At 71.3% G+C, this 26,562-nt stretch carries 29 protein-coding genes and 1 pseudogene; 11 read left to right on the top strand and 19 right to left on the bottom strand.

Annotated elements, in window-relative coordinates:
* Positions 1-32: 32 nt before the first annotated feature.
* Positions 33-2,009 (bottom strand): cytochrome c oxidase assembly protein, encoded by a 1,977-nt coding sequence (locus AB0C26_RS40170; RefSeq protein ID WP_360258798.1) that lies wholly within the window; start codon positions 2,007-2,009, stop codon positions 33-35.
* Between the two features lie 121 nt (positions 2,010-2,130).
* On the opposite strand from AB0C26_RS40170, the gene AB0C26_RS40175 reads away from it, so the two are divergent.
* The gene (locus AB0C26_RS40175) at positions 2,131-2,676 is read left to right on the top strand and encodes a hypothetical protein (RefSeq protein WP_360258801.1); all 546 of its coding nucleotides are present in this window, start codon (positions 2,131-2,133) and stop codon (positions 2,674-2,676) included.
* Here the strand turns inward: AB0C26_RS40175 and AB0C26_RS40180 are convergent.
* A complete protein-coding gene (locus AB0C26_RS40180) occupies positions 2,645-3,004 on the bottom strand; it encodes a hypothetical protein (RefSeq protein ID WP_360258804.1) in 360 nt (119 codons plus the stop codon). The genes AB0C26_RS40175 and AB0C26_RS40180 overlap by 32 nt on opposite strands.
* Before the next feature lie 119 nt (positions 3,005-3,123).
* On the opposite strand from AB0C26_RS40180, the gene AB0C26_RS40185 reads away from it, so the two are divergent.
* From AB0C26_RS40185 to AB0C26_RS40205, 5 genes and pseudogenes are all read left to right on the top strand, one after another.
* Entirely contained in the window at positions 3,124-3,702 is a 579-nt protein-coding gene (locus tag AB0C26_RS40185) for a sigma-70 family RNA polymerase sigma factor (RefSeq protein ID WP_360258807.1), read from the top strand.
* An 80-nt stretch (positions 3,703-3,782) separates the two neighbouring features.
* Positions 3,783-5,240 (top strand): PepSY-associated TM helix domain-containing protein, encoded by a 1,458-nt coding sequence (locus tag AB0C26_RS40190; protein WP_360258810.1) that lies wholly within the window; start codon positions 3,783-3,785, stop codon positions 5,238-5,240.
* 23 nt (positions 5,241-5,263) lie between these two features.
* Positions 5,264-5,491, top strand: coding sequence for a zinc-ribbon domain-containing protein (locus AB0C26_RS40195; protein WP_360258813.1), 228 nt, complete (start codon positions 5,264-5,266; stop codon positions 5,489-5,491).
* A 23-nt stretch (positions 5,492-5,514) separates the two neighbouring features.
* The gene (locus AB0C26_RS40200; protein ID WP_360258816.1) at positions 5,515-6,315 is read left to right on the top strand and encodes a carbon-nitrogen hydrolase family protein; all 801 of its coding nucleotides are present in this window, start codon (positions 5,515-5,517) and stop codon (positions 6,313-6,315) included.
* A gap of 41 nt (positions 6,316-6,356) precedes the next feature.
* Positions 6,357-6,578 (top strand): annotated as a pseudogene (locus AB0C26_RS40205) (helix-turn-helix transcriptional regulator); the annotation flags it as partial.
* 202 nt (positions 6,579-6,780) lie between these two features.
* On the opposite strand, the gene AB0C26_RS40210 reads toward AB0C26_RS40205, so the two are convergent.
* The 3 genes from AB0C26_RS40210 to AB0C26_RS40220 all read right to left on the bottom strand — a co-directional run bounded on the left by AB0C26_RS40210 (position 6,781) and on the right by AB0C26_RS40220 (position 8,993).
* Positions 6,781-7,398, bottom strand: coding sequence for an ATP-dependent Clp protease proteolytic subunit (locus AB0C26_RS40210; RefSeq protein ID WP_360258819.1), 618 nt, complete (start codon positions 7,396-7,398; stop codon positions 6,781-6,783).
* Positions 7,395-8,021 carry an ATP-dependent Clp protease proteolytic subunit gene (locus tag AB0C26_RS40215; protein ID WP_360258822.1) on the bottom strand — a complete coding sequence of 209 codons (627 nt, stop codon included), beginning with the start codon at positions 8,019-8,021 and terminating at the stop codon, positions 7,395-7,397. The genes AB0C26_RS40210 and AB0C26_RS40215 overlap by 4 nt, the downstream gene beginning before the upstream one ends.
* Positions 8,022-8,108: 87 nt before the next feature.
* Positions 8,109-8,993: a DUF2199 domain-containing protein gene (locus AB0C26_RS40220; protein WP_360258825.1), complete on the bottom strand. Its 885-nt coding sequence runs from the start codon at positions 8,991-8,993 to the stop codon at positions 8,109-8,111.
* Between the two features lie 178 nt (positions 8,994-9,171).
* Between AB0C26_RS40220 and AB0C26_RS40225 the strand changes: the two genes are divergently transcribed.
* Positions 9,172-9,621, top strand: coding sequence for a hypothetical protein (locus tag AB0C26_RS40225; RefSeq protein ID WP_360258828.1), 450 nt, complete (start codon positions 9,172-9,174; stop codon positions 9,619-9,621).
* A gap of 59 nt (positions 9,622-9,680) precedes the next feature.
* Positions 9,681-10,352: a hypothetical protein gene (locus tag AB0C26_RS40230; protein WP_360258831.1), complete on the top strand. Its 672-nt coding sequence runs from the start codon at positions 9,681-9,683 to the stop codon at positions 10,350-10,352.
* Between the two features lie 7 nt (positions 10,353-10,359).
* On the opposite strand, the gene AB0C26_RS40235 is transcribed toward AB0C26_RS40230, so the two are convergent.
* The 7 genes from AB0C26_RS40235 to AB0C26_RS40265 form a co-directional block, all read right to left on the bottom strand.
* Positions 10,360-12,432, bottom strand: a complete 2,073-nt coding sequence (locus AB0C26_RS40235; protein WP_360258834.1) for a PQQ-dependent sugar dehydrogenase — start codon at positions 12,430-12,432, stop codon at positions 10,360-10,362.
* 3 nt (positions 12,433-12,435) lie between these two features.
* The gene (locus AB0C26_RS40240) at positions 12,436-13,260 is read right to left on the bottom strand and encodes a LamG-like jellyroll fold domain-containing protein (protein ID WP_360258837.1); all 825 of its coding nucleotides are present in this window, start codon (positions 13,258-13,260) and stop codon (positions 12,436-12,438) included.
* Between the two features lie 133 nt (positions 13,261-13,393).
* Positions 13,394-14,143, bottom strand: a complete 750-nt coding sequence (locus AB0C26_RS40245; RefSeq protein WP_360258840.1) for an ABC transporter ATP-binding protein — start codon at positions 14,141-14,143, stop codon at positions 13,394-13,396.
* The gene (locus AB0C26_RS40250) at positions 14,133-14,849 is read right to left on the bottom strand and encodes an ABC transporter ATP-binding protein (RefSeq protein ID WP_360258843.1); all 717 of its coding nucleotides are present in this window, start codon (positions 14,847-14,849) and stop codon (positions 14,133-14,135) included. Before AB0C26_RS40250 ends, AB0C26_RS40245 begins: the two co-directional genes overlap by 11 nt.
* Positions 14,846-15,844 (bottom strand): branched-chain amino acid ABC transporter permease, encoded by a 999-nt coding sequence (locus AB0C26_RS40255; RefSeq protein WP_360258846.1) that lies wholly within the window; start codon positions 15,842-15,844, stop codon positions 14,846-14,848. The genes AB0C26_RS40250 and AB0C26_RS40255 overlap by 4 nt, the downstream gene beginning before the upstream one ends.
* 10 nt (positions 15,845-15,854) lie before the next feature.
* Complete coding sequence (locus AB0C26_RS40260) at positions 15,855-16,730, bottom strand: branched-chain amino acid ABC transporter permease (protein WP_360258950.1); 876 nt, start codon at positions 16,728-16,730, stop codon at positions 15,855-15,857.
* Between the two features lie 5 nt (positions 16,731-16,735).
* Positions 16,736-17,935, bottom strand: coding sequence for an amino acid ABC transporter substrate-binding protein (locus AB0C26_RS40265; RefSeq protein WP_360258849.1), 1,200 nt, complete (start codon positions 17,933-17,935; stop codon positions 16,736-16,738).
* A 124-nt stretch (positions 17,936-18,059) separates the two neighbouring features.
* Between AB0C26_RS40265 and AB0C26_RS40270 the strand changes: the two genes are divergently transcribed.
* A complete protein-coding gene (locus tag AB0C26_RS40270; protein ID WP_360258852.1) occupies positions 18,060-19,094 on the top strand; it encodes a LacI family DNA-binding transcriptional regulator in 1,035 nt (344 codons plus the stop codon).
* A gap of 180 nt (positions 19,095-19,274) precedes the next feature.
* Here the strand turns inward: AB0C26_RS40270 and AB0C26_RS40275 are convergent, their stop codons facing one another.
* Positions 19,275-19,892: a hypothetical protein gene (locus tag AB0C26_RS40275; protein ID WP_360258855.1), complete on the bottom strand. Its 618-nt coding sequence runs from the start codon at positions 19,890-19,892 to the stop codon at positions 19,275-19,277.
* A gap of 304 nt (positions 19,893-20,196) precedes the next feature.
* Here AB0C26_RS40275 and AB0C26_RS40280 point away from each other — a divergent pair, with 304 nt between their 5' ends.
* Positions 20,197-20,925, top strand: a complete 729-nt coding sequence (locus tag AB0C26_RS40280) for a hypothetical protein (protein WP_360258858.1) — start codon at positions 20,197-20,199, stop codon at positions 20,923-20,925.
* A 66-nt stretch (positions 20,926-20,991) separates the two neighbouring features.
* Here the strand turns inward: AB0C26_RS40280 and AB0C26_RS40285 are convergent, their stop codons facing one another.
* The 4 genes from AB0C26_RS40285 to AB0C26_RS40300 all read right to left on the bottom strand — a co-directional run bounded on the left by AB0C26_RS40285 (position 20,992) and on the right by AB0C26_RS40300 (position 24,502).
* Positions 20,992-21,195, bottom strand: a complete 204-nt coding sequence (locus AB0C26_RS40285; protein WP_360258861.1) for a cold-shock protein — start codon at positions 21,193-21,195, stop codon at positions 20,992-20,994.
* A gap of 131 nt (positions 21,196-21,326) precedes the next feature.
* Positions 21,327-21,512: a hypothetical protein gene (locus AB0C26_RS40290; protein ID WP_360258864.1), complete on the bottom strand. Its 186-nt coding sequence runs from the start codon at positions 21,510-21,512 to the stop codon at positions 21,327-21,329.
* A 165-nt stretch (positions 21,513-21,677) separates the two neighbouring features.
* The gene (locus tag AB0C26_RS40295; RefSeq protein WP_360258867.1) at positions 21,678-22,598 is read right to left on the bottom strand and encodes an alpha/beta hydrolase; all 921 of its coding nucleotides are present in this window, start codon (positions 22,596-22,598) and stop codon (positions 21,678-21,680) included.
* Positions 22,599-22,684: 86 nt separating this feature from the next.
* Positions 22,685-24,502 carry a glycoside hydrolase family 15 protein gene (locus tag AB0C26_RS40300; RefSeq protein WP_360258870.1) on the bottom strand — a complete coding sequence of 606 codons (1,818 nt, stop codon included), beginning with the start codon at positions 24,500-24,502 and terminating at the stop codon, positions 22,685-22,687.
* A 125-nt stretch (positions 24,503-24,627) separates the two neighbouring features.
* Between AB0C26_RS40300 and AB0C26_RS40305 the strand changes: the two genes are divergently transcribed.
* The gene (locus AB0C26_RS40305; RefSeq protein WP_360258873.1) at positions 24,628-25,062 is read left to right on the top strand and encodes a VOC family protein; all 435 of its coding nucleotides are present in this window, start codon (positions 24,628-24,630) and stop codon (positions 25,060-25,062) included.
* Positions 25,063-25,065: 3 nt separating this feature from the next.
* Here the strand turns inward: AB0C26_RS40305 and AB0C26_RS40310 are convergent, their stop codons facing one another.
* Both AB0C26_RS40310 and AB0C26_RS40315 read right to left on the bottom strand, forming a co-directional pair.
* Positions 25,066-25,902 carry a DUF6910 family protein gene (locus AB0C26_RS40310; protein WP_360258876.1) on the bottom strand — a complete coding sequence of 279 codons (837 nt, stop codon included), beginning with the start codon at positions 25,900-25,902 and terminating at the stop codon, positions 25,066-25,068.
* A 10-nt stretch (positions 25,903-25,912) separates the two neighbouring features.
* The gene (locus AB0C26_RS40315; protein WP_360258879.1) at positions 25,913-26,515 is read right to left on the bottom strand and encodes an SGNH/GDSL hydrolase family protein; all 603 of its coding nucleotides are present in this window, start codon (positions 26,513-26,515) and stop codon (positions 25,913-25,915) included.
* Between the last annotated feature and the right edge of the window lie 47 nt (positions 26,516-26,562).

A 26,562-nucleotide genomic window follows, 5' to 3' on the forward strand; every position in this document is an offset into this window, starting at 1 on the left:
CGTTATCTTCCTGTTTGAGGGGCTTTGCGGACTTAGTCGGACGCCGAGCCGCGAAAGTTCCCGCCGTCCTTGGCCGACGCGGCGGCCAGGAAAGCGTTGTAGCGGGCCAGGTCGTCCTGTTCGCCCGAGGCGTCGGCCCGGTCGGCCGCCCGGTCCAGGCGAACCTGCTCCCGCTCGTCGCTACGGATCCACTGCCGGACCAGCAGCAGCATGATGACGGCGGCCGGCAGCTCACCGAACGCCCAGGCCAGCCCGGCGCCGAGCCGCTGGTCGGCCAGCAACGACGAGGCCCAGGACGGGTGGACGGCGCTGTACCAGTCCAGGCCGATGACGGTCGTCGCCTGCAGCAGCACGAAACCGAAGAACGCGTGCGACACCATCGCCAGGAAATGCACCAGCGTGAGCAGCGCCGGGTGCACGCGCCGGCGTCCCGGGTCGACACCGATCAGCACCCAGAACAGCAGATAGCCGGCCAGCACGAAGTGGGCCAGCATGGCCAGGTGACCCAGGTGGTAGCGCATCAGGGTGCCCAGCAGCCCGCTGAAGTACAGCCCGTACAGGCTCGCGACGTAGATCGCCAGCGCCACGACCGGGTGAGTGAGAAAGCGCGTGTACCGGCTGTGCAGCGCGATCAGCAGCCACTCCCGCGCGCCGCGGACCTGCGGATCGGACGGCTTGCGCAGCGCGCGCAGGGCCAGCGTGACCGGCGCGCCGCCGACCAGCAGGATCGGCACCACCATCGAGAGCACCATGTGCTGGACCATGTGCACGCTGAACAGGACGTACGAGTACCGGACGACCCCGAGGCCGGTGATCGCCGCCAGCACCACCATGCCGCCGGTCCAGCTCGCCGTGCGGCTGACCGGCCACGCGTGCCCGGCTCGGCGCAGCCGCAGCACCCCGGCCAGGTAGAAGAAGACCCCGGCGACCGTGATCGTCAGGAAGAACATGTCCGGCAGCGGGTTGCCGAGCATCCGCAGCGCGGTCGCCGGCGCCGGCATCCCGAAGCCCAGCAGCTCGACCAGCGGATCCGGCTCCGCCACGGCCTCGGGCGCCGGTGACCGCGACAGCGCCACGGCCAGGCCCACCGCCGCGCCGAGCACGGCCAGCTCCCCCACCGCCAGCCGCGGGAACGCGCCCGGCTTCCCGTCGGCCAGCGCCGGCAGCGTCCGGGCGCGGTGCCGCGCGCCGATCAGGCCCACCACGACCAGGGCCAGGACCTTCAGCAGCACGAGGACGCCGTACCGGGTGGTCCACAGCGGCGACAGGCCGCCGAGGCGCACGGCCGCGTTGGCCACGCCGCTGACGCCCGTCGCCACGAAGCAGGCGAGAGCGAGCCGGCTGTACCGCGAGGCGGTCTCGGCGAAGCGGCGGACCCGGCGGACCACCAGCAGCCCCACGAGACCGCCGATCCACAGCGAGGCGGCCAGCACGTGCAACGCGAGGCTGGTCACCGCGATCTGGTGGTTGCCGGCCGAGGCGGCGTGCCCGGTGAACGCCGGCGGCAGCAGCGCGATCGAGGCCACCACCGCTGTCGTGAAGGCGAGCCCGCGGGACACCCCGGCCCGGCTCAGCACCACGACGGCCAGCGCCAGCGCCGCCTGCAGCAGCAGCGCCTGGCCCTGGCCGATCGAGAAGGCGAAGCTGGCGACGGCGTGCGCGCTGAGCCGGCCCACCGGAACCGCCAGCACGTCCGACACGGTCAGCACGACCAGGGCGAGCGAGGCGGCCGCCCAGCCGAGGGCGAGCCCGGCGGCCCGCCGCAGCAGCAGCCAGCCGTGCGCGGCCACGCTGGGGCCGTCGCCGGGCAGCAGGAACGCCGCGGTGACAGTGATTCCGGCCACCAGGACGCCGAGGACGTCCGCCGTGAAGGTGACCACCGGCAGGGCCCACTCGGTGAACGGACCCGGGCGGGGAATGCCCACCAGTACCGAATCGTCCACCGCCCCAGCGAACAGCAGGGCGCCTACCAGCACAAACAGGGCCGGCCCGAGAACCAGCGGAACCACCCGAACATCCGTACGCACACAAGATTGTCGTGGTCGGCGGTCTTTCGGTTCCCGGGAACTTCGGCGGCGGTCTGGACGACCTCCTCTACAGTTCGGGGTCGTCGAAGGAGAGCGGTGAGGCATGGCTGACGAGGCTTCGAAGACCGGCACCGGCCGGGCCTGCCTGCGCCGTGCGAGCGGCGGCCGGTCGCCGGTGGTGCTGCGGCATCGCGGACACGGGCTGACCGTCGACGCCCGGCGCCGGGCCGGTGACCGAGCCCGGTCGCTGCGCGGCGTGATCATCGGCATGACGCTCGCGGTGATCGCCTGGATCGCCGCCGCCGTGGTGCTCTTCGCCGGCGTCCCCATGGCGCACGCCGCCGACGCGAGCCCCTGCCCCGCCCGCAAGTCGCTGGTCGCCTCGGACGGCGAGAAGACCCTGCGCGTGCGGCCCGAGACGGCCACGCTGTTCCACCTCTGCGTCGACGAGGGGACCGAGGCCGTACGCCGGTGGTCGGTCACCGCGACCGACGCCGCCGGCCGCCGCGTGCCCGTCGCCGTGCAGCCGCTGGGCGACCGCCTGGCCATCGCCACCGCGCCGCTGACCGGCGACAGCGCCACCCTCACCGTTCGGGCCGACCTCGAGACCGGCGCCGCTAGCTTCGAGGTGCCGCTGCGCCTGCGGTGAGCCACTCCCCGGCCGGCGTGCGCACGGCCAGGCCGACCACCTCGTCGCCGGCCCGTTCGACCCGCACGACGGGGCATCCGTCGGTCGCCCGATGCCAGCCGCCGGACTCGCTGTCGTGCACGGCCGAGTGCCGGCAGTGCTCCTCGTCCACGTACCCCCAGGCCATCAGCAGATCCCGGCCGCCGAACGTGTAGCGGCCGACGGTCGCCACCCGCTCACCGTCGGCGCGCCGGTAGAACTCGGCGGACAGGCCCGGCACCGGCACACCCTCGAAGGGCGCGTCGGCGACGGTGCGGTGCAATCGGTACTCGGAAAGGTCGGGCAGCAAGTCGATCTCCTCCTCGGCGTGGACCGGCCATTGGTCGCCCCGCGGGCGCCGGCGGTTCCCGGAGTCATCCGTGCGGGCGACCCGGGAACTTTTCCCCCACCCGGAGCGACTTCATCGGTGTGACCCCCTCCGAGGAGCACGCGGACGCGCTGACCCGGCTCGCCCGCGACGCCGCGCGTGGCGACCGGTCGGCGCTGACCGACCTGATCCGCGCGACCCAGGGCGACGTGATGCGTTTCCTCCATCCGCTGGCCTCCCCGGGCGAGGTGGAGGACCTGACCCAGGAGACCTACTTGCGGGCCGTACGGGCGTTGCCCGGCTTCGCCGGTCGTTCGTCGGTACGCACGTGGCTGTTCGCGATCGCCCGGCGGGTTGCGGCCGACCAGGTCCGGTACGCGACCCGGCGGCCCCGGGCGGCAGCCCTGCCGGACTGGCAGAGCCACGCCGAGATCGCCGACCCGCACGGCCGGTCCCGGTTCGAGGAGCATCACGCGCTGACCGACCTCCTGCGCGGGCTCGACGGCGACCGCCGCGACGCGTTCCTGATGACGCAGATCGCCGGGCTGTCGTACGCGGAAGCGGCGGAGGTCTGCGGCTGCCCGGTCGGAACGATCCGCTCCCGGGTGGCCCGGGCCCGCGAGGATCTGGTCACCGCGATGCGGGACCTCGGCCCCGGCCGGAGCGTGGCCGCGGGCTGAGAAGGATCGGCGGGAACCAATCGGCGGTGGGCGGCGACCAACGCTGCGAGTGCCACCCCGACGACTGTGACGGAGAACAGATGTCCACCGCCGCGCCGCCTTCACGCCCCGCCTCATCGTTCGGTCCGCTGCTGCTGCGCCTGCACTTCTACGCCGGCATCCTCGTCGCGCCCTTCCTCCTGGTCGCCGCGCTGACCGGTCTCGCGTACGTCTTCTCGCCCCAGATCGACCGCGTCGTCTACGCGGACGAGCTGGTCGCCGACGACCCGGGCGGCGCCACCAAGCCGATGGCCGAGCAGATCGCGGCGGCCCGGGCGGCGGTGCCGGACGGCACGCTCATCTCGCTGCGCCCGGGCGAGGGCACGGCCACCACGCAGGTCGACTTCGCGCTGCCCACACTGGACGAGGAGCACGCGCGGACCGCGTACGTGAACCCGTACACCGGCGAGGTCACCGGGCAGCTGACGACGTGGTTCTCCTACACGCCGACCCGGACGTGGCTCGACGACATGCACCGCAACCTGCACCTCGGGGTGGCCGGCCGGCACTACTCGGAGCTGGCGGCGAGCTGGCTGGCCGTCATCGTGCTCGGCGGCCTGCTGCTGTGGTGGCGGCGGCAGCGCGGTCACCGTACGGCCCGCAAGCTCCTGGCCCCTGACCTGTCGGCGAGCAAGGGCGTGCGCCGGACCCGGGGCTGGCACGCGGCCACCGGGGTGTGGCTCTCGATCGGCCTGCTGCTCCTCTCGGTCACGGGCCTGACCTGGTCGCGCTACGCCGGCGGCAACTTCGGCGAGGCCCTGGACGCGATGAACGGCAGCCGTCCCTCGGTGAGCACCGACCTCACCGGCGCCGCGCCCGCGGCCTCCGGCGGCCACCACAGCAGCGGCGGCGCCTCCGGCCCGTCGACGGCCGACCCGGACGCGATCGACCGGGTGCTGACGACCGCCCGCGACAACGGCCTGGACGGACCGGTCGAGGTGATCGTGCCGGCCGACGGCGCCGCGGCCTGGCAGGTGAGCCAGGACGACAGCCGGTGGCCGGTCCGCGCGGACAGCGTCGCCGTGGACGCCGCCACGGGCGAGGTGACCGACCGGGTGGACTTCGCCGACTGGCCGCTGTTGGCCAAGCTGACCTCATGGGGCGTGAACGCCCACATGGGACTGCTGTTCGGGCTGCCCAACCAGATCCTGCTGGCCGCCCTCGCGATCGGCCTGCTCTGCGTGATCGTCTGGGGCTACCGCATGTGGTGGCAGCGCCGCCCCACCCGGGCCGACCGCCGCGCGCCCGTGGGCGCGCCGCCGGCCGCCCGCGGAGCGTGGCAGCGGATCCCCTCGTGGGGCATCGTCGTGGGCGTGCCGGTGGTCATCGCCCTGGGCTGGGTGGTGCCGCTGCTCGGCATCCCCCTGGCCGCGTTCCTGCTCGTCGACGTCGCCGTCGGCGCCCTGCGGAGCCGCCGCGGCAAGACGCCACCGGTACCGGTCTCCCCGGCCCCCGCGGGCGCCGAGACCCCGGCGACGTCGTCGGCGGGCGGTGGCTGACTCCCACCCGTACTGTTGATGGTGTGCTGTTCATCTTCGGAATTCGTAGCAAGGACACCATCCTCGGGTCGCGGCTCGGCCGGTGTGAGGTCTGCGGCGCCACGGCGGCGCAGACCCTGATCCGGCGTACGTCGAAGTTCAGCCTCTTCTTCGTCCCGCTGTTCCCGGTCCGCCCGGCCCGCCACTTCGTGGCCTGCACCAACTGCGGCCGGTTCCGCGGCGCCGCCCGCGAGGAGCTGGTCGCGGCTTGAACCCCTGATGCACGATCGTCGCCATGCTGATGTCGATCGTGGTGGCGCAGGTGCCGGCCGTCTGGGACGTCGAGGCCAACCTGGCCACTGTGCGGGACGCCCTGGGCGAGACACAGCCCGGCGACGTGGTCGTCTTCCCCGAGGGGCTGCTGTCCGGCTACGGCGAGGATCTGACGCCGCTGGACACGCTGGACCCGGCGGCCGTGACCGGCGCCGTGACCCACGTGGCGCGGCTGGCCGCGGAGAAGCGGGTGTCCGTCTTCTGCGGCGCGCTGCTGCCGGCCGGCGGCGACTGGTACAACGCCGGGCTGTTCTTCTCGGGGGACGGCGGCGCTCCCGCGGTCTACCGGAAGATCAACCTGGCCATGAACGAACGTGGCCCGCTGCGGGCCGGCGACGACCTGCCGACGTACGGGATTCCGCAGCCGCACGGCACGGTCACCGCCGGAGTACAGCTGTGCCGGGAAATCCGGTTCCCCGAGCAGTGGCAACACCTCGCCGCCGCCGGCGCCCAGCTGTTCGTCTACCTCACCAACGCCGCGAACCCCCGGGAACCCGACGGGGTCTGGCGCAGCCACCTGGTGAGCCGGGCCGCCGAGAACCAGCGCCACCTCGTCTCGGCCAACATCCCCGGCCCGGCCCAGCACTGCCCGAGCATGGTGGTGTCCCCTCGCGGCGAAGTGCTCGCCGAACTCCCCGCCGGCCGGCCCGGCCTGCTCCGGCAGACGATCGACCTGTCCCGCACCGCCGACTGGTACCTCGGTCAGCGCCGGCAGGACGTGGTGTCGCTGACCTACCACCGCGGCCTCTACGCTCCGGGCTGAACCGGTATCCCCGGACCGCCGGCGCTGGGTACGGTGACGGCATGACGGACAGGTCGCGTCCCCTGCTGCGCACCCTGGTCGGCCGGGTGTTGCGCCGCCACCGGCTGGACCAGGAGCGGACGCTGGCCGAGGTGGCCCGCGACGCCGCCGTCTCGGTGCAGTACCTGTCCGAGGTGGAGCGCGGCCGCAAGGAGCCCAGCTCCGAGATCCTGGCCGCCGTCTGCGACGCGCTCCGGATCGAGCTGTCCGACCTGCTGGCCGAGGTGGGACGCGAGCTCGCCGAGCACCGCGCCCCGGTCCTCCGCCTGCGCCCGGTCGCACCGGTCGCCCCCGTCCTGCGCCCGGTGCGCCGGCCCACAGCGCCACCACACCGCTCCGGCGACGTCATGCTCCTCGCGGCCTGATCAGCTGGCCGCCTCCAGCGCGTCGTGCCCGGCGCGCCCGCTTCGGCCCGGCGGGCGGCGGTCAGCTGGCCGCTGACAACCGGTACGCGCGCTCCGGACGGCTGGTGATCACTCGGTCGGCCAGGCCGTAGGCGACCGCGCCGGCGGCGGACAGCGTCATGCTGCGGTCGGTGTCGGCTCGGATCTTCTCGACGGAATGGCCGGTGTGCCGCCCCAGGATCGCGTCCATCTCGGCTCGCACCCGGGCCACCTCCTTGGCCTCCACCGCCAGGTCGGGCAGGGTGCCCCGGGCCTGGCTCGACGGCTGGTGCAGGGTCACCTTGGCGTGCGGCAGGACCGAGCGCCGCCCGGGCGTACCCGCCGCCAGCAGCGCCGCCGCGGCCGAGGCGGCCTGGCCGACGCAGATGGTGGCGATGTCACACCGTACGAAATGCATGGTGTCGTAAATCGCGGTCAGGGCGCTGAACGAGCCACCCGGCGAGTTGATGTAGAGGCCGATCTCCTGCTCGCCGGCCGACTCCAGGTGGATCAGCTGGGCGATCACCACGTTGGCCACGCCGTCGTCGATCTCGGTGCCCAGGAAGATGATCCGGTCCGACAGCAGGCGCGAGTAGATGTCGTACGCCCGCTCGCCGTTCGGGGTCTTCTCGACGACCGTGGGAATCGTGTACTGGCTCATGCGCTCAACCCCATCGGCTGACGGGACAGGGCCGGCCGTACGTCGTCGACGCTGTCCAGAATGTGGTCGATGAGCCCGTACTCGAGCGCCTCCTGGGCGGTGAACCAGCGGTCGCGACGGCTGTCCCGCTCGACCGTCTCGATCGGCTGCCCGGTGTGCTCGGCCGTGAGCCGCAGCAGCGTCGTGCCGACCCGCTCCAGCTGCTCGGCGTAGATCTCGACGTCGGCCGCCGTGCCACCGAACCCGGCCGACCCCTGATGCATCAGCACCTGCGCGTGCGGCAGGGCGAACCGCTTGCCCGGCGTACCCGCGGTCAGCAGGAACTGCCCCATGCTGCCGGCCAGCCCCAGCGCCAGGGTGCTGACGTCGTTCGGGATGAGCCGCATGGTGTCGAAGATGGCCAGCCCCGCGCTGACCGACCCACCCGGCGAGTTGATGTACAGACTGATGACGCTTCGCGGATCCTCGGCGGACAACAGCAGCAGCTGCCCGCACAGGCGGTTGGCGATCTGGTCGTCGACCTCGGACCCCAGCACGATGATGCGCTGATGCAGCAGCCTCGCGGCCACCTGATCGTCGATGGACCCCGCGGTCCACGGCGCCACCCCGGCGTCGGCTCTCATGTTCTTCTCCCAGCTCTCGTCGTCGCTGGTTCCACCATGGGAGCCGCCGGCCCGGCGCACCAAGCCGATCTGCCGTTAGCAGACGAATCAGCCGTGGCGCCGCAGCGACCGCCAGACCTCCTGCGCCCAGCCGAGATCGGCCGCGTCGTCGTACATGCAGGTGACGGCGGCGACGCTGGAGGCGGTGGCCGCGTAGCCGTACAACTCGAACTGCTCCCGCCCCCGCACCGCCGCCGTCAGCCAGAAGGCGTACCGGGCCACGTCGCCGTCCCGCTCCGAGACCTCACCCGCGGGCTCCGGCGCACCCTTCGTGAACCGCGCGATGGCCGCCTCCGGGGTCGTGCCGTCGCGCAGGTCGAACACCTCCACGTGCACGGTCCGGCCGGGCCCGGCGAACATCAGGACGCCGTCCGCGACCCGCGGCTCGAGCCCGGCGCTGCGCTCGATCGACCATTCGCCGGTCACGGCCTGCCGGACCGGCGCCGGCAGCGCGTGCCCGATCCGGCTGAGCACGTCGTCGCGGTCCCACTGTTCGGTGAGGACCCGCGACAGCAGAGTGCCGCCGGCCCCGGCCAGGTACGGCAACGTGCCCTCGTCGCGGACCTCGGCCCGCGCCGCCTCCCCCAGCATCTCCGGCCACGGCCGGACGGCGTTGGCCACCGTGCCGTTCAGGACCAGATCGGCGTACGCCGGTGCGCTCCACACGGCGTTCGCGTGGCGCAGCTGGTCGTCGTCGACCTTCAGCCACACCGAGTAGGTCACGCTGCCGCCGCCGGTCAGGCGGACGGGCATGAGACAGCGCACGAAGCCGCCCACCCCCTCGAGCCGCTGAAGGTCGCTGTTGCCCCAGACCTTCGCCTGCTGCTCCGCCGACAGGTCGAGCAGTGCGTCCGGCACCCCCGACCGCACATCGAGATCAAGCGCGTCGAGCGGCGCCCCACAACACGAACACCCAGCAAGATGATCAAGCACGGACGTCAGGATACGTACCCGCGGAAGACCTCCCGGCCCGGCCGCCGCCACGCCGCCGGGGCCGGCGCGTTGTCCATGTCGGGCTCGGCGTCTCGGGAAAGCCGCGGGACGAAGTGTCCTGGACGACCTGACCGCCGCCGAGCGCAACGCCCTGATCACCAAGTCCGGCAAGTGCGACGTGGAAGCGGCGCCGCTGGACACCCTCGCACTCCCGGCCGGGCAGGGGCGCCTTGTGGAGAGCTTCTACTGGGCGCTGGCGGACGTTCGCGCCGAGCACGCGCTCCGGCTGAGCGCGGCCTACGCCAAGTGCATGGCCGCCGCCGGTACGCCGGCCGAGAGCCTGGGCGACGCCCGGCAGCGGGTCGAGCGAAGGTTCGCGACGGCCGGCCCGGCCGGTGGGGCGGCGTGGAACGAGGCTTCCGCGTACGAGGTGAGCAGCGCCGCCGCCGACGGAAGGTGCCGCGCGGCCAACGCCTCTCTGGCGGCCGCGGTGAGTGCCCCGGCCGTGCGGGCGTTCGCCGTGCGCCATCGACGGCAGCTGGCGGCTGTGGCCGCGGGCTGGGCCGCGATGCCAGAAGCCCGCGACGCGGCCCGGCGCCGCCTGAACGCGCTATCCCCGATGCGGTGACCTCATCGACTGTGGTTGACTTCTGCGGCTTGTCGTCAGCGTGGAGAAAGCACGGGGCTATGCGGTACTTGGCTGTTGGTCTGGCGGTGGTGCTCGGGCTGTCCGCCTGCGCGGCGCCGAAGGATGAGGTGCCCCGGCCCGAGGTGGCGCCCAGCGTCTCGCTGCCGGCCGATCCGAAGGCGGCTCTTGCCGTGGGCAGCGGGAAGGCCGGGACGCAGTCGGTGCGGGTCGGGTATCGGTTCACCGGGAGTCCCACGTACGAGGTGAAGTACACCGCTGTGGTCGACGCGGCCGGGACCACGTGGGAGGCGACCGGGGACAGCTGGGTGCTGCGGCGCGTCCGCGATGACGTCTGGGTCAAGGTGACCAAGCCGGACGAGCTCGGCGCGGTTCCCGAGAGTCAGATCAACACGTGGGTCAAGGCGCCGCTGAACTATCTGGACCAGACCTCGTTCAAGGGTGGCTTCCCGTGGAACGCGCCGCGCACCGCGGCCGAGACCGGCACCGGGATCACCGCGGCCGGTGACCGGACGTACACGGGCCGGCTGCGGGACGAGTCGTTCACCCTGAGCCTCGACGAGGCCGGGCGGTTCACGCGGGCCACGGCCGGGGATTTCCTGGAGATGACCTTCTCCGATTTCGGTACGCCGGTGGCCGTCGAACCGCCGCCGGCGGGCGAGGTCTCCCCCGGCCCGCCGGTGTTCCTTCCGGCTCACGTCGGCATCATGTGAGAAACGGTCAGGCGGCGGGCGTGCCCACCACCGTGAAGTTGCGGGTACGGCCGATGTTGTCGAAGGAGCCGAAGCCGACGCGGCCCGAGCCGAACGTGGTGTCGCGGGCGGTCATCAGCGGGTCGCAGTCGCCGTCCACGTAGACGGCGATCTCGCCGGTGGACGGTACGTGCTTGAGGCGGACGTTGTGCCAGGCCGTGTCGACGATGGCCGGGTTGGCGCCCCGCGAGCGGCCGTTCCACTGGTAGTCGATGCGTTCACGGTCGGCGTTGTCGACCTTGAAGATGCCGTTGTGCGGGTAGATCGTGTTGTCGGTCGACAGGTGGGCGTAGTAGAACTCGGTGTCGGACTTGTAGCCGAACACGATGATGACGTCGCGGTTCGTTATCTCGACCGGTTCGTCCAGGCGCACCTGGGCCGTCACCTCGACGCTGGAGAACGCGGGACCCTTGGTGAGCACCGCGTACTCGAACGGGCGGCGCGGGCCGGGCCGGGCCTCGCCGGCCTCGGCCAGAATGACCTGGCCGTTCTCGAACTTCCACTTCGACGGCGTCACGGGCGCCCAGTTGCCCGCGGCCGCGGTGTTCGTGACCCGGGTGTGGCCGGCCTTCTCGTCGGCGAAGTACGCGGCGTCGGTCACCTTCCAGATCTTGCCGTTGGCCTTGGCCAGGATGTAGAGCTCACCCCGGGCGTCGGTGCCGAAGCGCAGGTCGACGCGGTTGGGGTCGCCGGGCGCGCCCGGCGAGGAGAGGTCCCGCATCCGTACGGACTGGCCCTGGGGCGTGAACAGGTGCAGCCGGTGAATGGTGGCCGGGGCCTGCCCGCGCCGCATCTCGCTCACCTCGGTGTAGAAGACCGTGCCCGCGACGAGGTCGCCGAAGACGTACTTGCCGCGCAGCTTCGGGATGTCGGTGCCGCGGTAGACGAAGCCGCCCGCGACGGCCACGCCGACGTCGTCGGTGCAGTTCCAGCCGGGCGCCGGGTTGTGGTCGTACGAGGCGACCGGATAGGTGTAGCCGTACTTCGCGTCGTCGGCCGGCAACGGGTAGAGGCGGTCGCAGACGTTCGTGGCGTCGCGGTCGAAGACCAGCCGGCCCTCGCGCTCGCTCCAGCCCATGTTGTCGCCCGCGCGCACCTCGTAGATCGCCTCGGTCGACTTCTCGCCGATGTGCCCGAGGTACATCCGGCCGGTGGCCCGGTCCCAGCTGAACCGGTGCGGGTCACGGAAACCGATCGCGTAGATCTCCCCGAGCGCCCCCGCGCGCCCCACGAAGGGGTTGTCGGCCGGAATGCCGTACTTGCCGTTGGGGGCGTTGGTGCCGCTCGGGTCGATCCGCAGCAGCTTGCCGTGCGGCAGGGCGAGGTTCTGCGGGTCGGTGTTGCGGAAGCCCTGGCCGCCGTCGCCGACCGCGAGGTAGAGCTTGCCGTACTCGGCCGTGCCCCGGCGCGCGGTAGGATTGAAGTTGATCTCCTGGATGCCGTGGATCTGGCCGGCGAACCCGATGCGCAGGATCTCCCGGTGGGTGCCGGCGAAGGTGCCGGCGGCCGGGTCGGTCGCCGTCCACTCGTTGATGACGCCGTGGAAGAGCGTGTTGGGCTGCTGGTAGTCGGGCACCGCGGTGGTCTGCGCGGCCTGCTCGGTGTGGATCGTGTAGAACAGCCCGTTGCGGCGGAAGTCCGGGTGGAACGTCACGTACCCGAAGCCCTGCCCGAGCCCGCGCCCGGAGAAGAACGACGGGAACTGGGCGCGCACGTCGAGGTAGACGTGCGGCACGCCGTTCTCGACCAGGTAGAGGTTGCCGTTGAGGTCGGGGACGGCGCGGCGGCCGGAGCCGTCCGGCACCTCCAGGATCGTGTTGATCCGGGCGACCCGGTTGAGCCGCTGGTCAGTCAGCGGCGGCACCGTGAACGACTGCGGGAACGACGCGTACTCGGTGAGTTCGAGCCCGAGCGACGAGGTGACCGGCTCGACCGGGATCGGGTCGTCGATCGGCTCGCCGGCCGGAGCGGCCAGCGCCACGGAGGGCGCCGCGAGCAATGTGGACAGTGCGAGCATGCCCGCCAGAAGGAAACGTCTCATGAGTCAGCCCCGTCGGAAGTAGTAGCGGTACTGGGCGGCGACCTCGCGCGCGGTCAGCGACCGGTCGAGGAACGCGAGCGCGTCCATCCGGCAGTCGCACGGGTTGCGCTCGACCGTGTTCTGCGGGAAGCTCCCGCCGATCTTGATGCCGCGCGGATCGCTCGCGGTCGTCACGTGCGGGCCCGGCCCGGCGACCAGCCACGGATCGTCGGTGCGGGTGTAGAAGCCCTCGACCGGCTTGCCGTCGCGATACAGCGCCATCGTTCCGGCGTTGAAGTCGAAGGTGGCCGCGAGGTGCACCCACTGGTCCTTGGGCAGCAGCGTCTTCCAGTCCTCGTTCGCGGCGAAGGTCTGCGAATTGCCGCCGTCGAGGCGCCGGCCGAGCGCGACCAGCCGCAGGGTGCCGTTCACGTCGATCAGTTCCAGCAGGGCCCGTACGCCGTGCCCGTCGGAGTCGCCGGTGAGCAACCCGGCCAGCCCGATCGCGTTGTAGAGATCGGCCGGATCGGCCGTGACCGTGTTCGGCGCCGGGCCGTCCATGGAGCGCTTGAACCAGCCCATGACGGTCGTGCCACCGACCGCGTTGAAGGCTCGCAGCGTCCGCACGCCGGGCTGCGCGTAGATCCCGGCCTTCCAGTCATCATTTCCCGATGTAGACGGACTTATCTGGCGGGTCTGCAGCGCCCGGCCGGCGCCGCGGTAGGCCGCGTCACGCACGCGCTGCGCCGCGCCCCCGTTGATCAGCTCGATCTCCGTACCGGAACGGCCTTGATCTTTCTCGAGGGCCGCGTCCCCAGGCACCGGGTGATCGAAATCGTAGAGAGCCACTACCGAGGAGCGTAGGGACGGATGGACGTCATGCGGACCCGGTGCGTCCGCGCTTACAGGTGATCCCGCTGCCACTAGCGCGATTCCCAAAGCGACAGCGATTCCTCCAGTTCGTCTCACAGAGGACGACCTTTCAGATATCCGGCACAGGCTCGGCGGGACGGCCGCCGAGGTAGAGCTCCCCGAGCTGTGGATCGGCCAGAAGCTGCCGGGCAGGCCCGGAGATGTGCACGCGCCCGAGATCGAGCACGCACCCGAGGTCGGCGGTCTCCAGCGCGCGCCGGGCGTTCTGCTCGACCAGCAGCACCGCCGTTCCGGCGTCGCGCATCCGCACGACCTGTTCGAACACCGTGCTGGTCGCCTTGGGGTCCAGTCCCATCGAGGGCTCGTCCAGCAGGACGACCTTCGGATCCACCATCAGCGACCGGGCGAACTCCACCTGTTTCTGCTGCCCGCCGGAGAGCAGCCCGGCGAGCGATCCCCAGCGGTCGGCCACCACCGGGAAGATCTCCTTGACGAAGGCGGCGCGTTCAGCGATCTTGCCCGCGTCCCGCAGGGTGTACGCGCCGAGCAGCACGTTCTCCTCGACGGTCATCTCGCGGAACACGCTGTGTCCCTGCAGGACCAGCGACACTCCATGCCGGAGCATCTGCTGCGGCCCGGCGCCGGTCACGTCCTTCCCGGCCACGATCACGCGGCCGTCGCGGGGCTTGAGCAGACCGCCGGCCACCTTCAGCACCGTCGACTTGCCGGCGCCGTTCGGCCCGACCAGGCACACGATCGATCCGGCGGGCACCGCGACGCTGAAGCCGCGCAGCACCGGCGCCGCCCGGCCGTAGCCGGCCTGGACATCGACCAGTTCGAATTCGAATTCAGACGCCAAGGTACGCCCCCAGCACGCGTTCATCGGAGCGGATGACCGAGGGCGGTCCCTCCGCGATGGGCCGGCCCCGGTCGAAGACCACAATGTGGTCGCTGATGCTCATGACCAGGTCCATGTTGTGCTCGACGATGACGAAGGTGCGCCCCTCGGCGTTCAGCTGGCGGATCAGGGTGCCGATCCGGTCGAGCAGCGCCGGGTTGACCCCGCCGGCCGGCTCGTCGAGCAGGACCGTCTCGGGCTCGGCCATCAGCACCCCGGCCAGTTCGAGAAGCTTCTGCTGGCCCCAGGACATGTCGCGGGCCTCGCTGCCCGCGAGATGCTCGATGCCGAGCCGGGTCAGCCAGCTCATGGCCTTCTCGATGTCGGCCCGGCTTCCGGCGCTTCGCAGGCCGCCGCGCGGGACGGCCGCGAGCACGTTCTCCAGGGCGGTCATCCGCGGGAACGTGCGGCACAGCTGGAAGGTACGGCCGAGACCGGCCCGGGCGATCCGGTGCGGCGCCTTTCCGGTCAGGTCGCGGCCCTGGTAGGTGACCCGCCCCGAGTCCGGCTTGATCATGCCGGTGACGCAGTTGAAGTAGGTCGTCTTGCCCGAGCCGTTGGGCCCGATCAGGGCGTTGACCTTGCCCTCGTGGAACTCCACGGTGGCGCCGTCGAGCGCGGTGACGCCGCCGAACGCCTTGCGCAGCTCGTGCGTCGCGAGACTCATACCGCCGCCTTTCGCTGCTCGGCCAGTTCGGCTGCTGTCACCTCGCGGATGGAGGAACTCCTCGTACGGCCGAACCGCTTGAAGAGATCACCGATGGCCGGGAGAACGCCGTCGGGCATGAAGAGCACGACCAGCCCCAGCAGCACGCCGGTGGCGACCAGGTGCAGCGGCGTGTCGCCGTACTCGACCTTGAAGTATTCGAGAGCGGTGCCGACCAGGATCGCCCCGGCCACCGGGCCGAACAGGTTGCGTACGCCGCCGAGCAGCGCCATCAGCACGAGATAGGAGCCGGTCAGGATGGAGAACTGGAACACCGGGTCGAGATCGCCGAACCACAGCGCGTACAGCCCACCGGCGAGCGCGGTGAACCCGGCCGAGACGACGAAGACGATCAGTTTGTACGCGAAGGTCGGCGTACCCAGTGCCTCGGCCTTGTCCTCGTCCTCACGGATCGACTTGAGCCGGAGCCCGAAGCGCGACCGGTCGATCAGCCACCAGGCCAGCACCGCGATCGCCAGCAGCCCGGCGAACAGGTAGTAGAAGACCCGGTGGTGTTCCGGCCGGCTCAGGTCGAACGGCCGTGGCACGACGAGACCGCGCGAGCCGCCGGTGAACGACGCCCAGCTCTGGAAGACCAGCAGCAGGATGAGCACGAGCGCGATCGACACGATGACGAACGAGGCGCCGCGGACCCGCAGGGCGGCCATGCCCAGCGGCACGGCCAGCGCCGCCACGAGCAGGGCGGCCGCCGCCAGCGCGGCGAACGAGGGCAGCCCGGCCTTGACGACCAGCAGCGCCGTCGCGTACCCGCCGAGACCGGCCAGGGCGCCGTGCCCGAGCGAGATGTAGCCGGTGAAGCCGCCGACGAAGTTCCACGAGGTGGCCAGAACCGCGTAGTTCAGGACCAGGACACCCGAGGACAGGATGTACGGGTTGGGGGCGACGCTCGGGAACACGAGGATCGCGGCGGCGAGCAGCGCTATCGCCGTACCCATGGCAATTTTCTTAGAAGCGTTGGGCAAGGCGGCCTCCGAAGAATCCCTGCGGCCGGAACGCGAGCGTCGCGAACAGGGCCACGTAGAAGACGGTCTGCGCCCACGTCGTGCCCATCGGGATCTGCAGCAGGCTCTGCGCCATCCCGAGGACCATCGCCGCGGCCGCCGCGCCGGGCACGCTGCCCAGGCCGCCGACCACGATGATGGCCATCAGCGGGCCGATCCAGTGCCAGTGCAGCGACGGGTAGATGGTGGTGTCGAGCGACAGCGCCGTGCCGCCGATCGCCGCGGTGGCCAGGCCGATGCCGAAGCCGTAGCCGGCCACCCGCTCGGTGTCGATGCCCAGCAGCCGGGCCGCGTCACGATGCTGGATGGTCGCCCGCAGCGCCCATCCGAACCGGGTGCGCTTCATCAGGACGTACAGCCCGGAAAGCGCCACGACGGCCAGGACGAACGCGATCAGCTTGACCACCGCGACCCGGGCCCCGAAGATCTCGAGACTGGCCGAGCTGTAGCCGAGCTGGATCCGGCGCTGCGTGCCGGTGAAGGCGTAGCCGAGCAGGCCCTCGACGGTCAGCGCGATGGCGAAGGTCAACAGCACCGACATCATGGTGAGGGTGGCCGGCCGGAGCCGGGTCAGCAGCAGGCGCTGCAGCCCGACACCGGCCGCGAAGAACAGCGGAACCGTGACCACCATCGACAGCAGCGGGTCGATGCCGACCCGGTCGTGCATCCACCAGGCCAGATAGGCGGCCAGGATGAGGAACGCCGAGTGGGCGATCATCACGACCCGCATGATGCCGAAGTAGAGCGTCAGCCCGGAGGCGAGCAGGGCGTACAGGCCGCCGAGCAGCAGGCCGAGCAGGATGCTCTGGAAGAGGAGCATCGTGGTCACCAGGCCGGTTTCGGGTAGACGAAGTCGGCCTCCTTGACGTCCGCGGGCAGGACGATCTTGATGTCGCCGTCCACCCACTGCTGGATCATGTGGGCGCCCTGCGGCTTGCCGGTGGCGTCCCAGCTCAGCGGGCCGACGACGGTGTCCACCTTGTTCGAGTGCAGCCAGTCGACCAGCTTCTTCTGACACTCGCCCTGCTCGGCGCAGCCGGCGGCGGTGACCGCGGCCGCGACGACCTGGCCCGTCGTGTAGCCGTTGGCCTGATCCTCCTCGGGCGCCTTGCCGAACTGCGCCTTGAACTTCTCGACGAACTCCTTGTTGCTTTCGTACGGGGCGTCCTGGCTGTACCCGGTCGGCGACAGGATACCGGTGGTCTTGTTGCCGATCGCCTTGGCGAACTCGGGGTTCGTCGGAGCCGTCGAGAACGCGGCCAGCTTGGGCTGATAGCCCAGCTGCTGCAGCGCGACGATCAGGTTGACGCCGTCCTGGTACTGCGAGCCGCCCACGAGCACGTCGGCCTTGGCCGCCGCCACCTTGGCCGCGATGCCGCTGAAGTCGGTGGTGTTCGGCGGGTAGACCTCGTTCACGACGGTCTTGACGCCGCCGGCTTCGAGCTTTTCCTTGAGGCCGTACGCCGTACCCTGCGCGAACGGGTCGTCCATGGCCGCGTAGGCGGCTGTCTTGGGACGCTGGTCGGGCGGCAGGGCCAGGATGTGCTCGGCCAGGTGGTTGTAGTGGTCGTTGGCGACGGCCGGGGCGGCGTAGAACAGGTTTTTGAAGCCCTGCTCGAAGACCTCCTTGGCGGCGCCGGCGGGCTCGACGAAAAGCATGTCGTACTCCTCGGCGACGCGGGCCGAGGGCACCACCAGGCGGGTGGAGAACGGGCCCACGACCAGGTCGACCTGGTCCTTGCCGATCAGCTGCTCGTAGTCGGCGACGACCCGGTCGGCGTTGGACTGGTCGTCCAGGATCTTCAGCTCGACCTGGCGGCCGAGCAGGCCACCCTTGTCGTTGACCACCTTGGCCCAGGCCTCGTAGCCCTCCTGCACACCCTTGCCGGGCTCGGAGAAGTCGCCGGTCAGCGGGAGGGAGACACCCACGACGATGGGATCGCTGCCGCCCTTGCTTCCTTGATCATCTCCGGAACATCCGGCCGCTCCCACGGCCAGGGCGAACACGGCGGTTGCGGTAGTCATGGCGCGGAAAGAATTTATCGGCATCCTCGGACGCTCCTCTGCACCGAGTACGAAAGCGCTTCCGAAAGCGCTTACGTACGCTAACCTGTGCCATAGATCACTGGCAATAGCTGGGGAGTTGACGATGCCGAAACCAGGCCCCGGGCTTCGCCTCATCGATGTCGCGCAACGAGCGGGCGTCTCCCTCGCGACCGCGTCCCGCGCCCTGTCCGGGCGCGACGGCGTCAGCGAGGAAGTGGCCGACCGGGTCCGGCAGGTGTCACTCGAGATGGGGTACGTCGCCAATCCGTACGCGCGCACCCTGGCCGGCGGCGCCAGCTCGACCGTCGGCCTGGTCGTCCACCAGGTCGACGACCCGTACTTCTCCGAGATCGCCGGCGGCGTCATCCAGCTGGCCGGCGAACAGAGCCTGCTCGTGCAGATCTGCCACTCCGGCCGCGACCCCGCCCACGAGCTGCGCCAGATCCGCAGCCTCATCGCCCAGCGGGTCGGCATCATCATCGTGGCCGGCTCCGGATACAGCGACCCCCAGGTGGAGTCGCAGTCCCGCTCGGTGCTGGAGGGTTACGAGCGTGACGGCGGCCGGCTGGCGGTGATCGGCCGGCACAGCCTGAGCGCCGACGCGGTGCTGCCGGACAACGAGGCGGGCGGGTTCGCGCTGGGCGAGCACCTGATCGGCCTGGGCCACCGCCACATCGCCGTCGTGGCCGGCACGGCCGCCCTGACCACGGTCACCGACCGCATGGCCGGGGTGGCGGCGGCGATGCGAGCCCACGGCCTGGACCCGGCGGCGATGCCGGTACTGCACACCGACTTCATCCGCGAGGGCGGCCGGGTGGCGACCGAACAGATCCTCCGCGACCATCCGTCGACCACGGCGATCATCGCCCTGAACGACGCGATGGCCATGGGCGTGCTGTCCTCCCTGCGGGAACACCACATCCCGGTCCCGTCCCGCATGTCGGTGGTCGGCTTCGACGACGTCTCGGTGGCGGCCGACCTGGCCCCGAGCCTGACCACGATCCGCCTCCCCATGACCGACATGGGCCGAATGGCGCTGGACCTGGCCCTCAAGCCACGGGCGGCCCGCCCCCGCCGCCGCCGAACCGGCCACCAGCTGATAGTCCGCGACTCCACCGGCCCGGCCGCCGCCCTATGACCTCGCCAACTCCGGCCTTCCAGGCGGCCCCTCACCCTATGAGCTCCTCCATCCCGGCCTTCCGGGCGGCCCCTCACCCTATGAGCTCCTCCATCCCGGCCTTCCCGGCGGCCCCTCACCCGGATGCCGCCCTATGACCTCCTTCGTCCTGGCCGGCTTCGGCTTCCGGGCTGCCACCTACTACCGGCTGGCGCAAGCATTGCCGGGCCTCGAATGCGTAGGCGCGGTCGTGCGGACATCCCGCCCGATGCCGCTGCCCACCTTCACGTCGCTGGCGGAGTGCGTACGCCAGACCCATCCCGACTTCCTGGTCACGGCGGTCCCACCTTCCGCGAACCCCACCTTCATCCTCGAAGCCATAGCGCTGAACCTCCCGGTCCTGGCCGAAACTCCACCGGCCAACCCCGCACTCCAATTCACCGCGCCACCCTCGCCCACCGCGTCGCCGTCGCCGACCGCTTTCCCCTCGCCCGGCGCGCCACCCTCGCTCACCGCACCACCCTCGCCCACCGCTTTCCCCTCGCCCGGCGCCTCACCCTCGCCCACCGCTTTCCCCTCGACCACAGCGTCGCCCTCGACCACAGCGTCGCCGTCGCCGACCGCTTTCCCCTCACTCGGCGCGCCACCCTCACCCACCGCACCACCCTCACCCACCGCGTCGCCCTTGCCCGGCGCGCTACTCTCGCCCACAGCCGCGCCCTCGGCCACGGCGCTGCCCTCGGCCACGGCGCTGCCCTCGGCCACGGCGCTGCCCTCGGCCACGGCGCTGCCCTCGGCCACGGCGCTGCCTTCGCCCACGGCAGGGCCCCTTCTTCCCGACATTTCCGATATTTCGGGTTTGCTGAGTCGGCGAGCGCCGTGGGCAGCGGTCAGCGAATCCGGCCCGCCGGGTCCGCCCGCGGACCAAGGAGGAGGATCCGGCCTGTCAAGTCTGCGGGCGCCCGGGACAGCAAGCAGCGAAACCAGCCCATCCGATCCACGAACTACCGGGACAGCAAGCGGCGGAACCGGCCTACCAGGTCTGCGGACGTCGGGGACGGCGGGCGGTGAATACGGCTTGGCGGGGCTGCGGGCGCTGTGGGCGGCAGTTGGGGACTCCGGGATGGTGCAAGTCGCCGAGCAATATCTGCTTGTGCCGTCGCATGCTGCTCGGCTTGCCGCGGTGCGTTCGGGCATCATCGGGGCCGCCACGCAGGTGCACGTCTCCTCCACTCAGCAGCACCATGCGATTTCCCTCATCCGCGGGATGCTGGGGGTGGGACGCGCGCCGGCCACCGTGCGGGCCGTGCGTACCACCGCGCCTCTGCTCGCGCCGCTCGATCGGTCCGGGTGGACTGATGATCCGCTGCCTAGGGCGGCCACCACCACGATCGCCACTGTCGACTTTGGCGACGGTCGTTCCGCTGTCTACGACTTCACCAGCGGGCAGACCCGCAATCTGCTGCGCCACCGGCGGCTGCTGGTCCGGGGCACGCACGGCGAGCTCCACGACGACGACATCGTTCACATGCCGGCGCCGCGCACGATCGCCCGCACCCCGCTGATCCGCCGCCAGAGCGGGCACGATCTCGACCTCAACGGCTTCGACACCGAGACGATTCTCTGCGGTGATCGGGTTCTCTACCGCAACCCCTATCCCGGTCACCGTTTCAACGACGACGAGATCGCCACCGCGACCCTGCTGGACGCGATGGCCGCCTGGGTCCGGGGTGAGGGCCCACCCCCGTACCCGCTGGCCGAGGGTCTTCAGGATCAGGCTTTGGCGCTGGCCGTCGAGGAGGCCGCCGGCGCCGGGCGCGAGGTGGTCACCGCGGCCGAGGCTTGGACCTGACGAGAACGGGCCGGGAAAACGACGACGGCCGGGTCCCGTCGGGGCCGGCCGTCGTGCGTACGGAAGTCAGAGCGGGCGGATGTTCTCCGCCTGGGGGCCCTTGGCGCCCTGGGCGACGTCGAACTCGACGCGCTGGTTCTCCTCGAGGCTGCGGAAGCCGGACGTCTGGATCGCCGAGAAGTGGGCGAAGACGTCGGAGCCGCCGCCGTCCTGGGTGATGAAGCCGAAGCCCTTGTCGCCGTTGAACCACTTGACGGTGCCGGTAGCCATGATCTTTTCTCCCTGCGGGCATGGATGATGCGAAGGGTCACCGAATTGATCACGCCGGCGAAAGAATGAAAAGAAAACGCCTACGGGAAATCAAGTCCGCAACGCGGGCCACGCTAGCACAGAAAACAATTTCAGTCCGTCGTACGGCGCTCGGCGGCGGCCGCCAAGTCGGCCAGGTCGATGCGCAGGGTGGCCAGCAGACCGCCGTGACGTGTGGAGTCGACCTCGTCCGGCAACTGCTCCTCGACGAACTCGGCCCGCCTGGCCTGGCCGCGCCGCCGCAGCTCATCGACGATGAGCTGCCTTGCAACGATCATTTCTTCCTCGATTTCCGGAGGGTTCCAGCATGGTGGTTCCCGTCTGCGGCGACCGCTGCATCAGTCGGCCACCGCAGACGGAAGAAATGAGACGCCGACCGTAGCACGAATCGGCAACGCGAAACGATTTCAGGACCACCGGAATCATCAGACGGAAAAAAGCGCTCAGGCCGCCACCGCCCGGGCCGCGGTCGCCGGGGTGGCCGCCACGAAATCGAGCACGCCCTCGGCGAAGCGCTCCGGTTCCTCGATGTGGCCGAGGTGGCCGCTGCGGGCCAGGAGCAGCAGACGGGCGTACGGAATGAGCGAATGCAATTCCCGGGCCCAGCGGGTGCCGCCGATGATGTCGTACATGCCGGCCGTCACCAGCGTCGGCACCCGCAGGCCGGGCAGGTCGGCGCGGTCGTCGACCGGCTCCGGCGCCGACAGGTACGAGCGGCGGATCTTCGGGCGCAGGCCGGCCAGTTCGTCGCGGCGGGCCCAGTAGTGCGCGAACTGGCTGGGCAGCGCGTCGCGGGTGGCCGCGGTCAGCGCGCGGTCGTCGGCCGCGTCCTGGATGGCGTGCAGGGCGTCGAGCACGGCCGGCAGGGCCGGGTTCCACTGGTTGCGCCGGACGAAACGCTCGAGCTGGTGACGGGTCTCGGTGGCCTGTTCCTCTCCGGTGACCGGCGAGCTCATGTGCAGGATCAGCCCGGCCAGGCGTTCGGGCCGGCGCAGCGCGTAGTACTGGGCGACCAGGCCGCCGTGGCAGTGGCCGAGCAGGTGCACCCGGTCGCGGCCGAGACGGTCGAGGATCCGGTCGAGCGCCTCGGCGTACACGGGCCGGGTGTAACCGTCCGGATGCGACGGCAGCCGGCCCGAGGCGCCGGTGCCGAGCGGCTCCACGTAGACGACCCGGACGCGCCGCTCGACCGCCGGCATCCGCAGGTACTCCCAGGACAGTCCCGGGCCGCCCGGGACGGCCACGCAGACCTCCGTGCCGCTGCCGCGGACGTGGTAGCGCTGCGCGACGCCGTTGACGTCGATCTCATGTGTGCCGATCCGCAGAGGGTTCCTGCTGCGGTCCGCGCGAAGGTGAATTACCACGGTCGATCCCCCCAGATGCCGTTGGCGTCGTTGTCCCTAACGTTCGCGCGGCCAGGGTGTTCACCGAACCCGTGCAAGACCCTGGCTCACCACCGGGCGGCCCCACCAGGGGGTCCCGGGTGGTCCCGGGCCGCCTCGGTGATCGCCCACGCGGCGTTGACCAGGCCGATGTGGCTGAAGGCCTGCGGAAAGTTCCCGAGCAGATCACCGGTGCCGGGGTCCACCTCCTCGGCCAGAAGATCCACATCGTTGCGGTGGGCGGCTGCCCGTTCGAACACCTCGCGTGCCCGTTCCTGCTCGCCGGCCAGGGCCAGGGCCTGCGCCAGCCAGAAGGTGCAGAGCAGGAAGGTGCCCTCGCCGCCGTCGAGGCCGTCGGCGCCCCGATAACGGTAGATCAGGCCGCGCGGGTCGGCGAGGTTCTCGGCGACGGCGTCGACGGTGGCGCGTACGCGCGGGTCGGTGGCCGGCAGGAAGCCGACGATCGGCAGCATGAGCAGCGAGGCGTCGAGATCGTCCGATCCGAAGGACTGGGTGAAGGCGCCGGTCGCCGCCGACCAGCCCTCCCGGAGGACGGTCGCGTGGATCTCGTCGCGAGCATCCCGCCAGTGGCCCGGGTCGTCGAAGAGACGAAGGGCGCGATCGAGGGCGACCCAGCACATCACCTTCGAGTAGACGAAGTGGCGCGGCTGACCGCGTACCTCCCAGATCCCTTGATCCGGCTCGCGCCAGCGGGCCGCGGCCGTGTCGGCCAGCGTGATCAGGAAGCGGCGCACGTCCTCGTCGATCTCGGTGATCTGGCCCTTCAGCTTCAGCGCGGCGCCCAGCAGCTCACCGTAGACGTCGATCTGCTGCTGCTCCCAGGCGCCGTTGCCGACCCGCACGGGCCGGCTGTCGCGCCATCCGCGCAGATGGCCGAGGGTGCGTTCGGTCAGGTCGTGTTCGCCGCCGACGCCGAACATGATCTGCAACGGCATCGGGGCGCCGGCCGCGGCCGTGGTCATGAAGGCGAAGAAGTCGCCGGCCTCGTCGGGGCAGGCGGCCACCCACAGCGCCTCCATGGTGAAGCTGGCATCGCGCACCCACGAATAGCGGTAGTCCCAGTTGCGCCCGCCGCCGGGGGCCTCGGGCAGCGACGTGGTCGCGGCGGCCACGATCGCTCCGCTCGGCCGGTAGGTGAGGGCCTGCAGCACCCGGCCGCTGTGCCGCACCAGGTCACGCCACGGCCCGTCGTACGTCTGGTGGATCGCCGACCAGGACCGCCACGCCTCGACGGTGTCGGCCAGCCGCCGGGTCAGTTCCGCCTGCGGCCACACGTGCGCCGGCGTCTCCTCCAGCGTCGACCGGTGCAGGGCGAAGACCAGGGTCTGCCCCGCGCTGAGCGAGACGCTCGCGGTTGCCGTCGATTCGTTCAGTTCCGGCCGTACGGGCGTGGTCAGCACCAGCCATTCGGCGCCGCCGCGCGCGGTGACGCCACCCTCGGCGTACCCCAGCAGGGGTTGCAGGAGCCCGTACTCGGGGCGCGGCCGGTAGGTCATGGCGAGCGTGACCTCGCCCGAGACTCCGGTGACGGACCGGATGAGCAGATGGGGCGATCCTCGGCCCAGCTCGTGTCCGCGGTTGCCGTCACCCATGGCCAGGGCCTCGGTGACCCGGACCACCCCGGTGGCCGTGCGGAACTCGGTCTCCAGGACCAGCGAGTCGTCCAGGTAGCGCCGGCTCGACTCGTACTGCGCGACGGGTGTCAAAGACCAGTGACCTGCGGTTTCATCCAACAGGCGGCCGAAGACCGAGGGGCTGTCGAAGCGCGGGAAACACAGCCAGTCGACCGAGCCGGCGTCGGTGACCAGGGCGGCCGAATGGCAGTCGGACAACAGGGCGTGCGCGGCGATCGGGACACTGCTCATGCCTCGATTGTCGGCGCGCCAGGGTCCGGCCCAGGCACGGGAACAAACGGACCAGGGACTATCACTGGCTCGCCGGGTGCGGTGGTGGAGCCAGTCTGGTGTCACCAATCCGATGGAGGTCCGCCATGAATTTCCGTTTCGAGGTCACCGTGATCCCGGTCAGCGACGTCGACCGGGCCAAGGCCTTCTACCAGGGCCTCGGCTGGCGTCTCGACGCCGACTTCCCGATCAGCGACCACCTGCGCGTCGTGCAGTTCACCCCGCCCGGGTCGCCCGCGTCGATCCAGTTCGGCACCGGCCTGAGCGCGCAGGAGCCCGGCTCGGCCCGCGACAACATGCTCATCGTCGATGACATCGAGGCCGCCCGTAAGGAGCTTCAGTCGCTGGGCGCCGAGGTCGGCGAGGTCTGGCACGGCCTGCGCGGCCTGGACACCAGCGGCCGCGTGGCCGGCCCCGAGCCCGACCGCAAGTCGTACGGCAGCTACGCCGAGTTCAGCGACCCGGACGGCAACGTGTGGCTCCTGCAGGAGATCACGCAGCGCTTCCCGGGCCGCGACTGAGCCTCACCAGCTCACGTCGAGGTCCAGTTCCCGGGAGGGGACGACCGGATCATCCGCGTCGACGACCGCCAGCAGCCTGAGGCCGCCGGCGGTCGTCGCGCGTACAGCCAGCCCTTCGACCTTGGTCTGCTCCGGAAGCGCGACGGTGTCGAGCACACCGTGATCGTCGAGCAGCGCCAGGGCCGCGCCCACCACCGGGCCGTCGTCGACCGGGTTCGGGGTGTCCTCGGCGGCGGCGCTGACCAGCACGCGCCCGTCGTCGAGCGCGACCGCGTCGGTGACGGCGAGGGGAACACCGCCGACGTGCCCGAGGTCGTACCGGCGTACGCCGGCGATCTCGGCCGGGAGGCCGCCCACCAGGTCGACGTCCGCGCAGAACGTCGTGGCCCCGCGATGGAACCAGCGCATCCGGTCACCGGCCGCGCAGGCGCCCTCCAGGTTGAGGTGCTCCAGCGGGACGCCGAACGCGGCGGCCAGCCGGTGGTAGAGCGGGCTGAGGTCGGTCACCGTGAAGCCGCCGGCGGTGACCAGGGAGGCCCGCATGCGGGCCGGAGTCGAGCCCGAGCCGAGAAGCAGCACGCCCTCCCCCACTCCGAAGGCGGCCTCGAAGTCGGGTTTGAGGTGCTTGGTGCCCGCCGCCGAACTGAAGACGTCGAGGCCCTCCACCTGGTCGAGCACCCGGACCGGGACGATCGAGCCGGGACGGCGCCAGGCGGCGTGGGTGGCGTCGTCCTGCGCGATCAACCAGCCGTCGCCGAACGGCGCGACCGCCGAGGCGGCCCGCACCGGCGAACCGTCGTCGAAAATCAGGGCGGTCTCGCCGCGCACACTCAGCCGCATACCCGCATTCTCACCCGGCGGCGACGCTCGCCGCGTGGCGGATCGCCGGGGCCAGGGCGGCCGCGATCACGGCGTAGCCGGCGCTGGAGGGGTGGAAGCGGTCGGCGCTGAACAGGCCCGGGTCGACGGCGAAGCCGGCGGCGGAGGTCATGCCGATGTCGGCCACGTGCGCGCCCTCGGCCAGCACGGCCTCGGTCTGCGCGTCGTGCAGGGCCTGGCTGCCGGCCCGGACCAGGGCGCGCATCTGTGGGGGCACCCACGGCACGACGCTGAGGTCGGGGGCGGGGGCGACGACCACTTCGGCGCCGGCCGTACGCAGGGAGCGGACGGCCGCCGTCAGGTGGGCCACCGCCTGCGCGGGCGGCACGAAACGGGTCAGGTCGTTGGCGCCGATGATGATCAGGACGACGTCGGGCCGCCAGGTCACGGCCCGGCGGGCCTGGGCCGGCAGGTCGCGGCTCTGCGCGCCGGGTACGGCGAAGACGCGGGGCTCATTGGGTACGCCGTGGGCGGTCAGGTCGGCCGAGAGGCGGGCCGCGGCCGTGTCCCGGCCGGTGGCGGCGCCCTGGCCGTACGCGATGGAGTCGCCCAGAATCGCGAAACGGAGAGTCACCCCCGGTTCAACACGCGGGCGCCCGCCGATTAATCCTGGGGTCCCTG

Origin of the sequence: Actinoplanes sp. NPDC048796 (assembly GCF_040650035.1) — a bacterium.
Classification (GTDB): Bacteria; Actinomycetota; Actinomycetes; order Mycobacteriales; family Micromonosporaceae; genus Actinoplanes.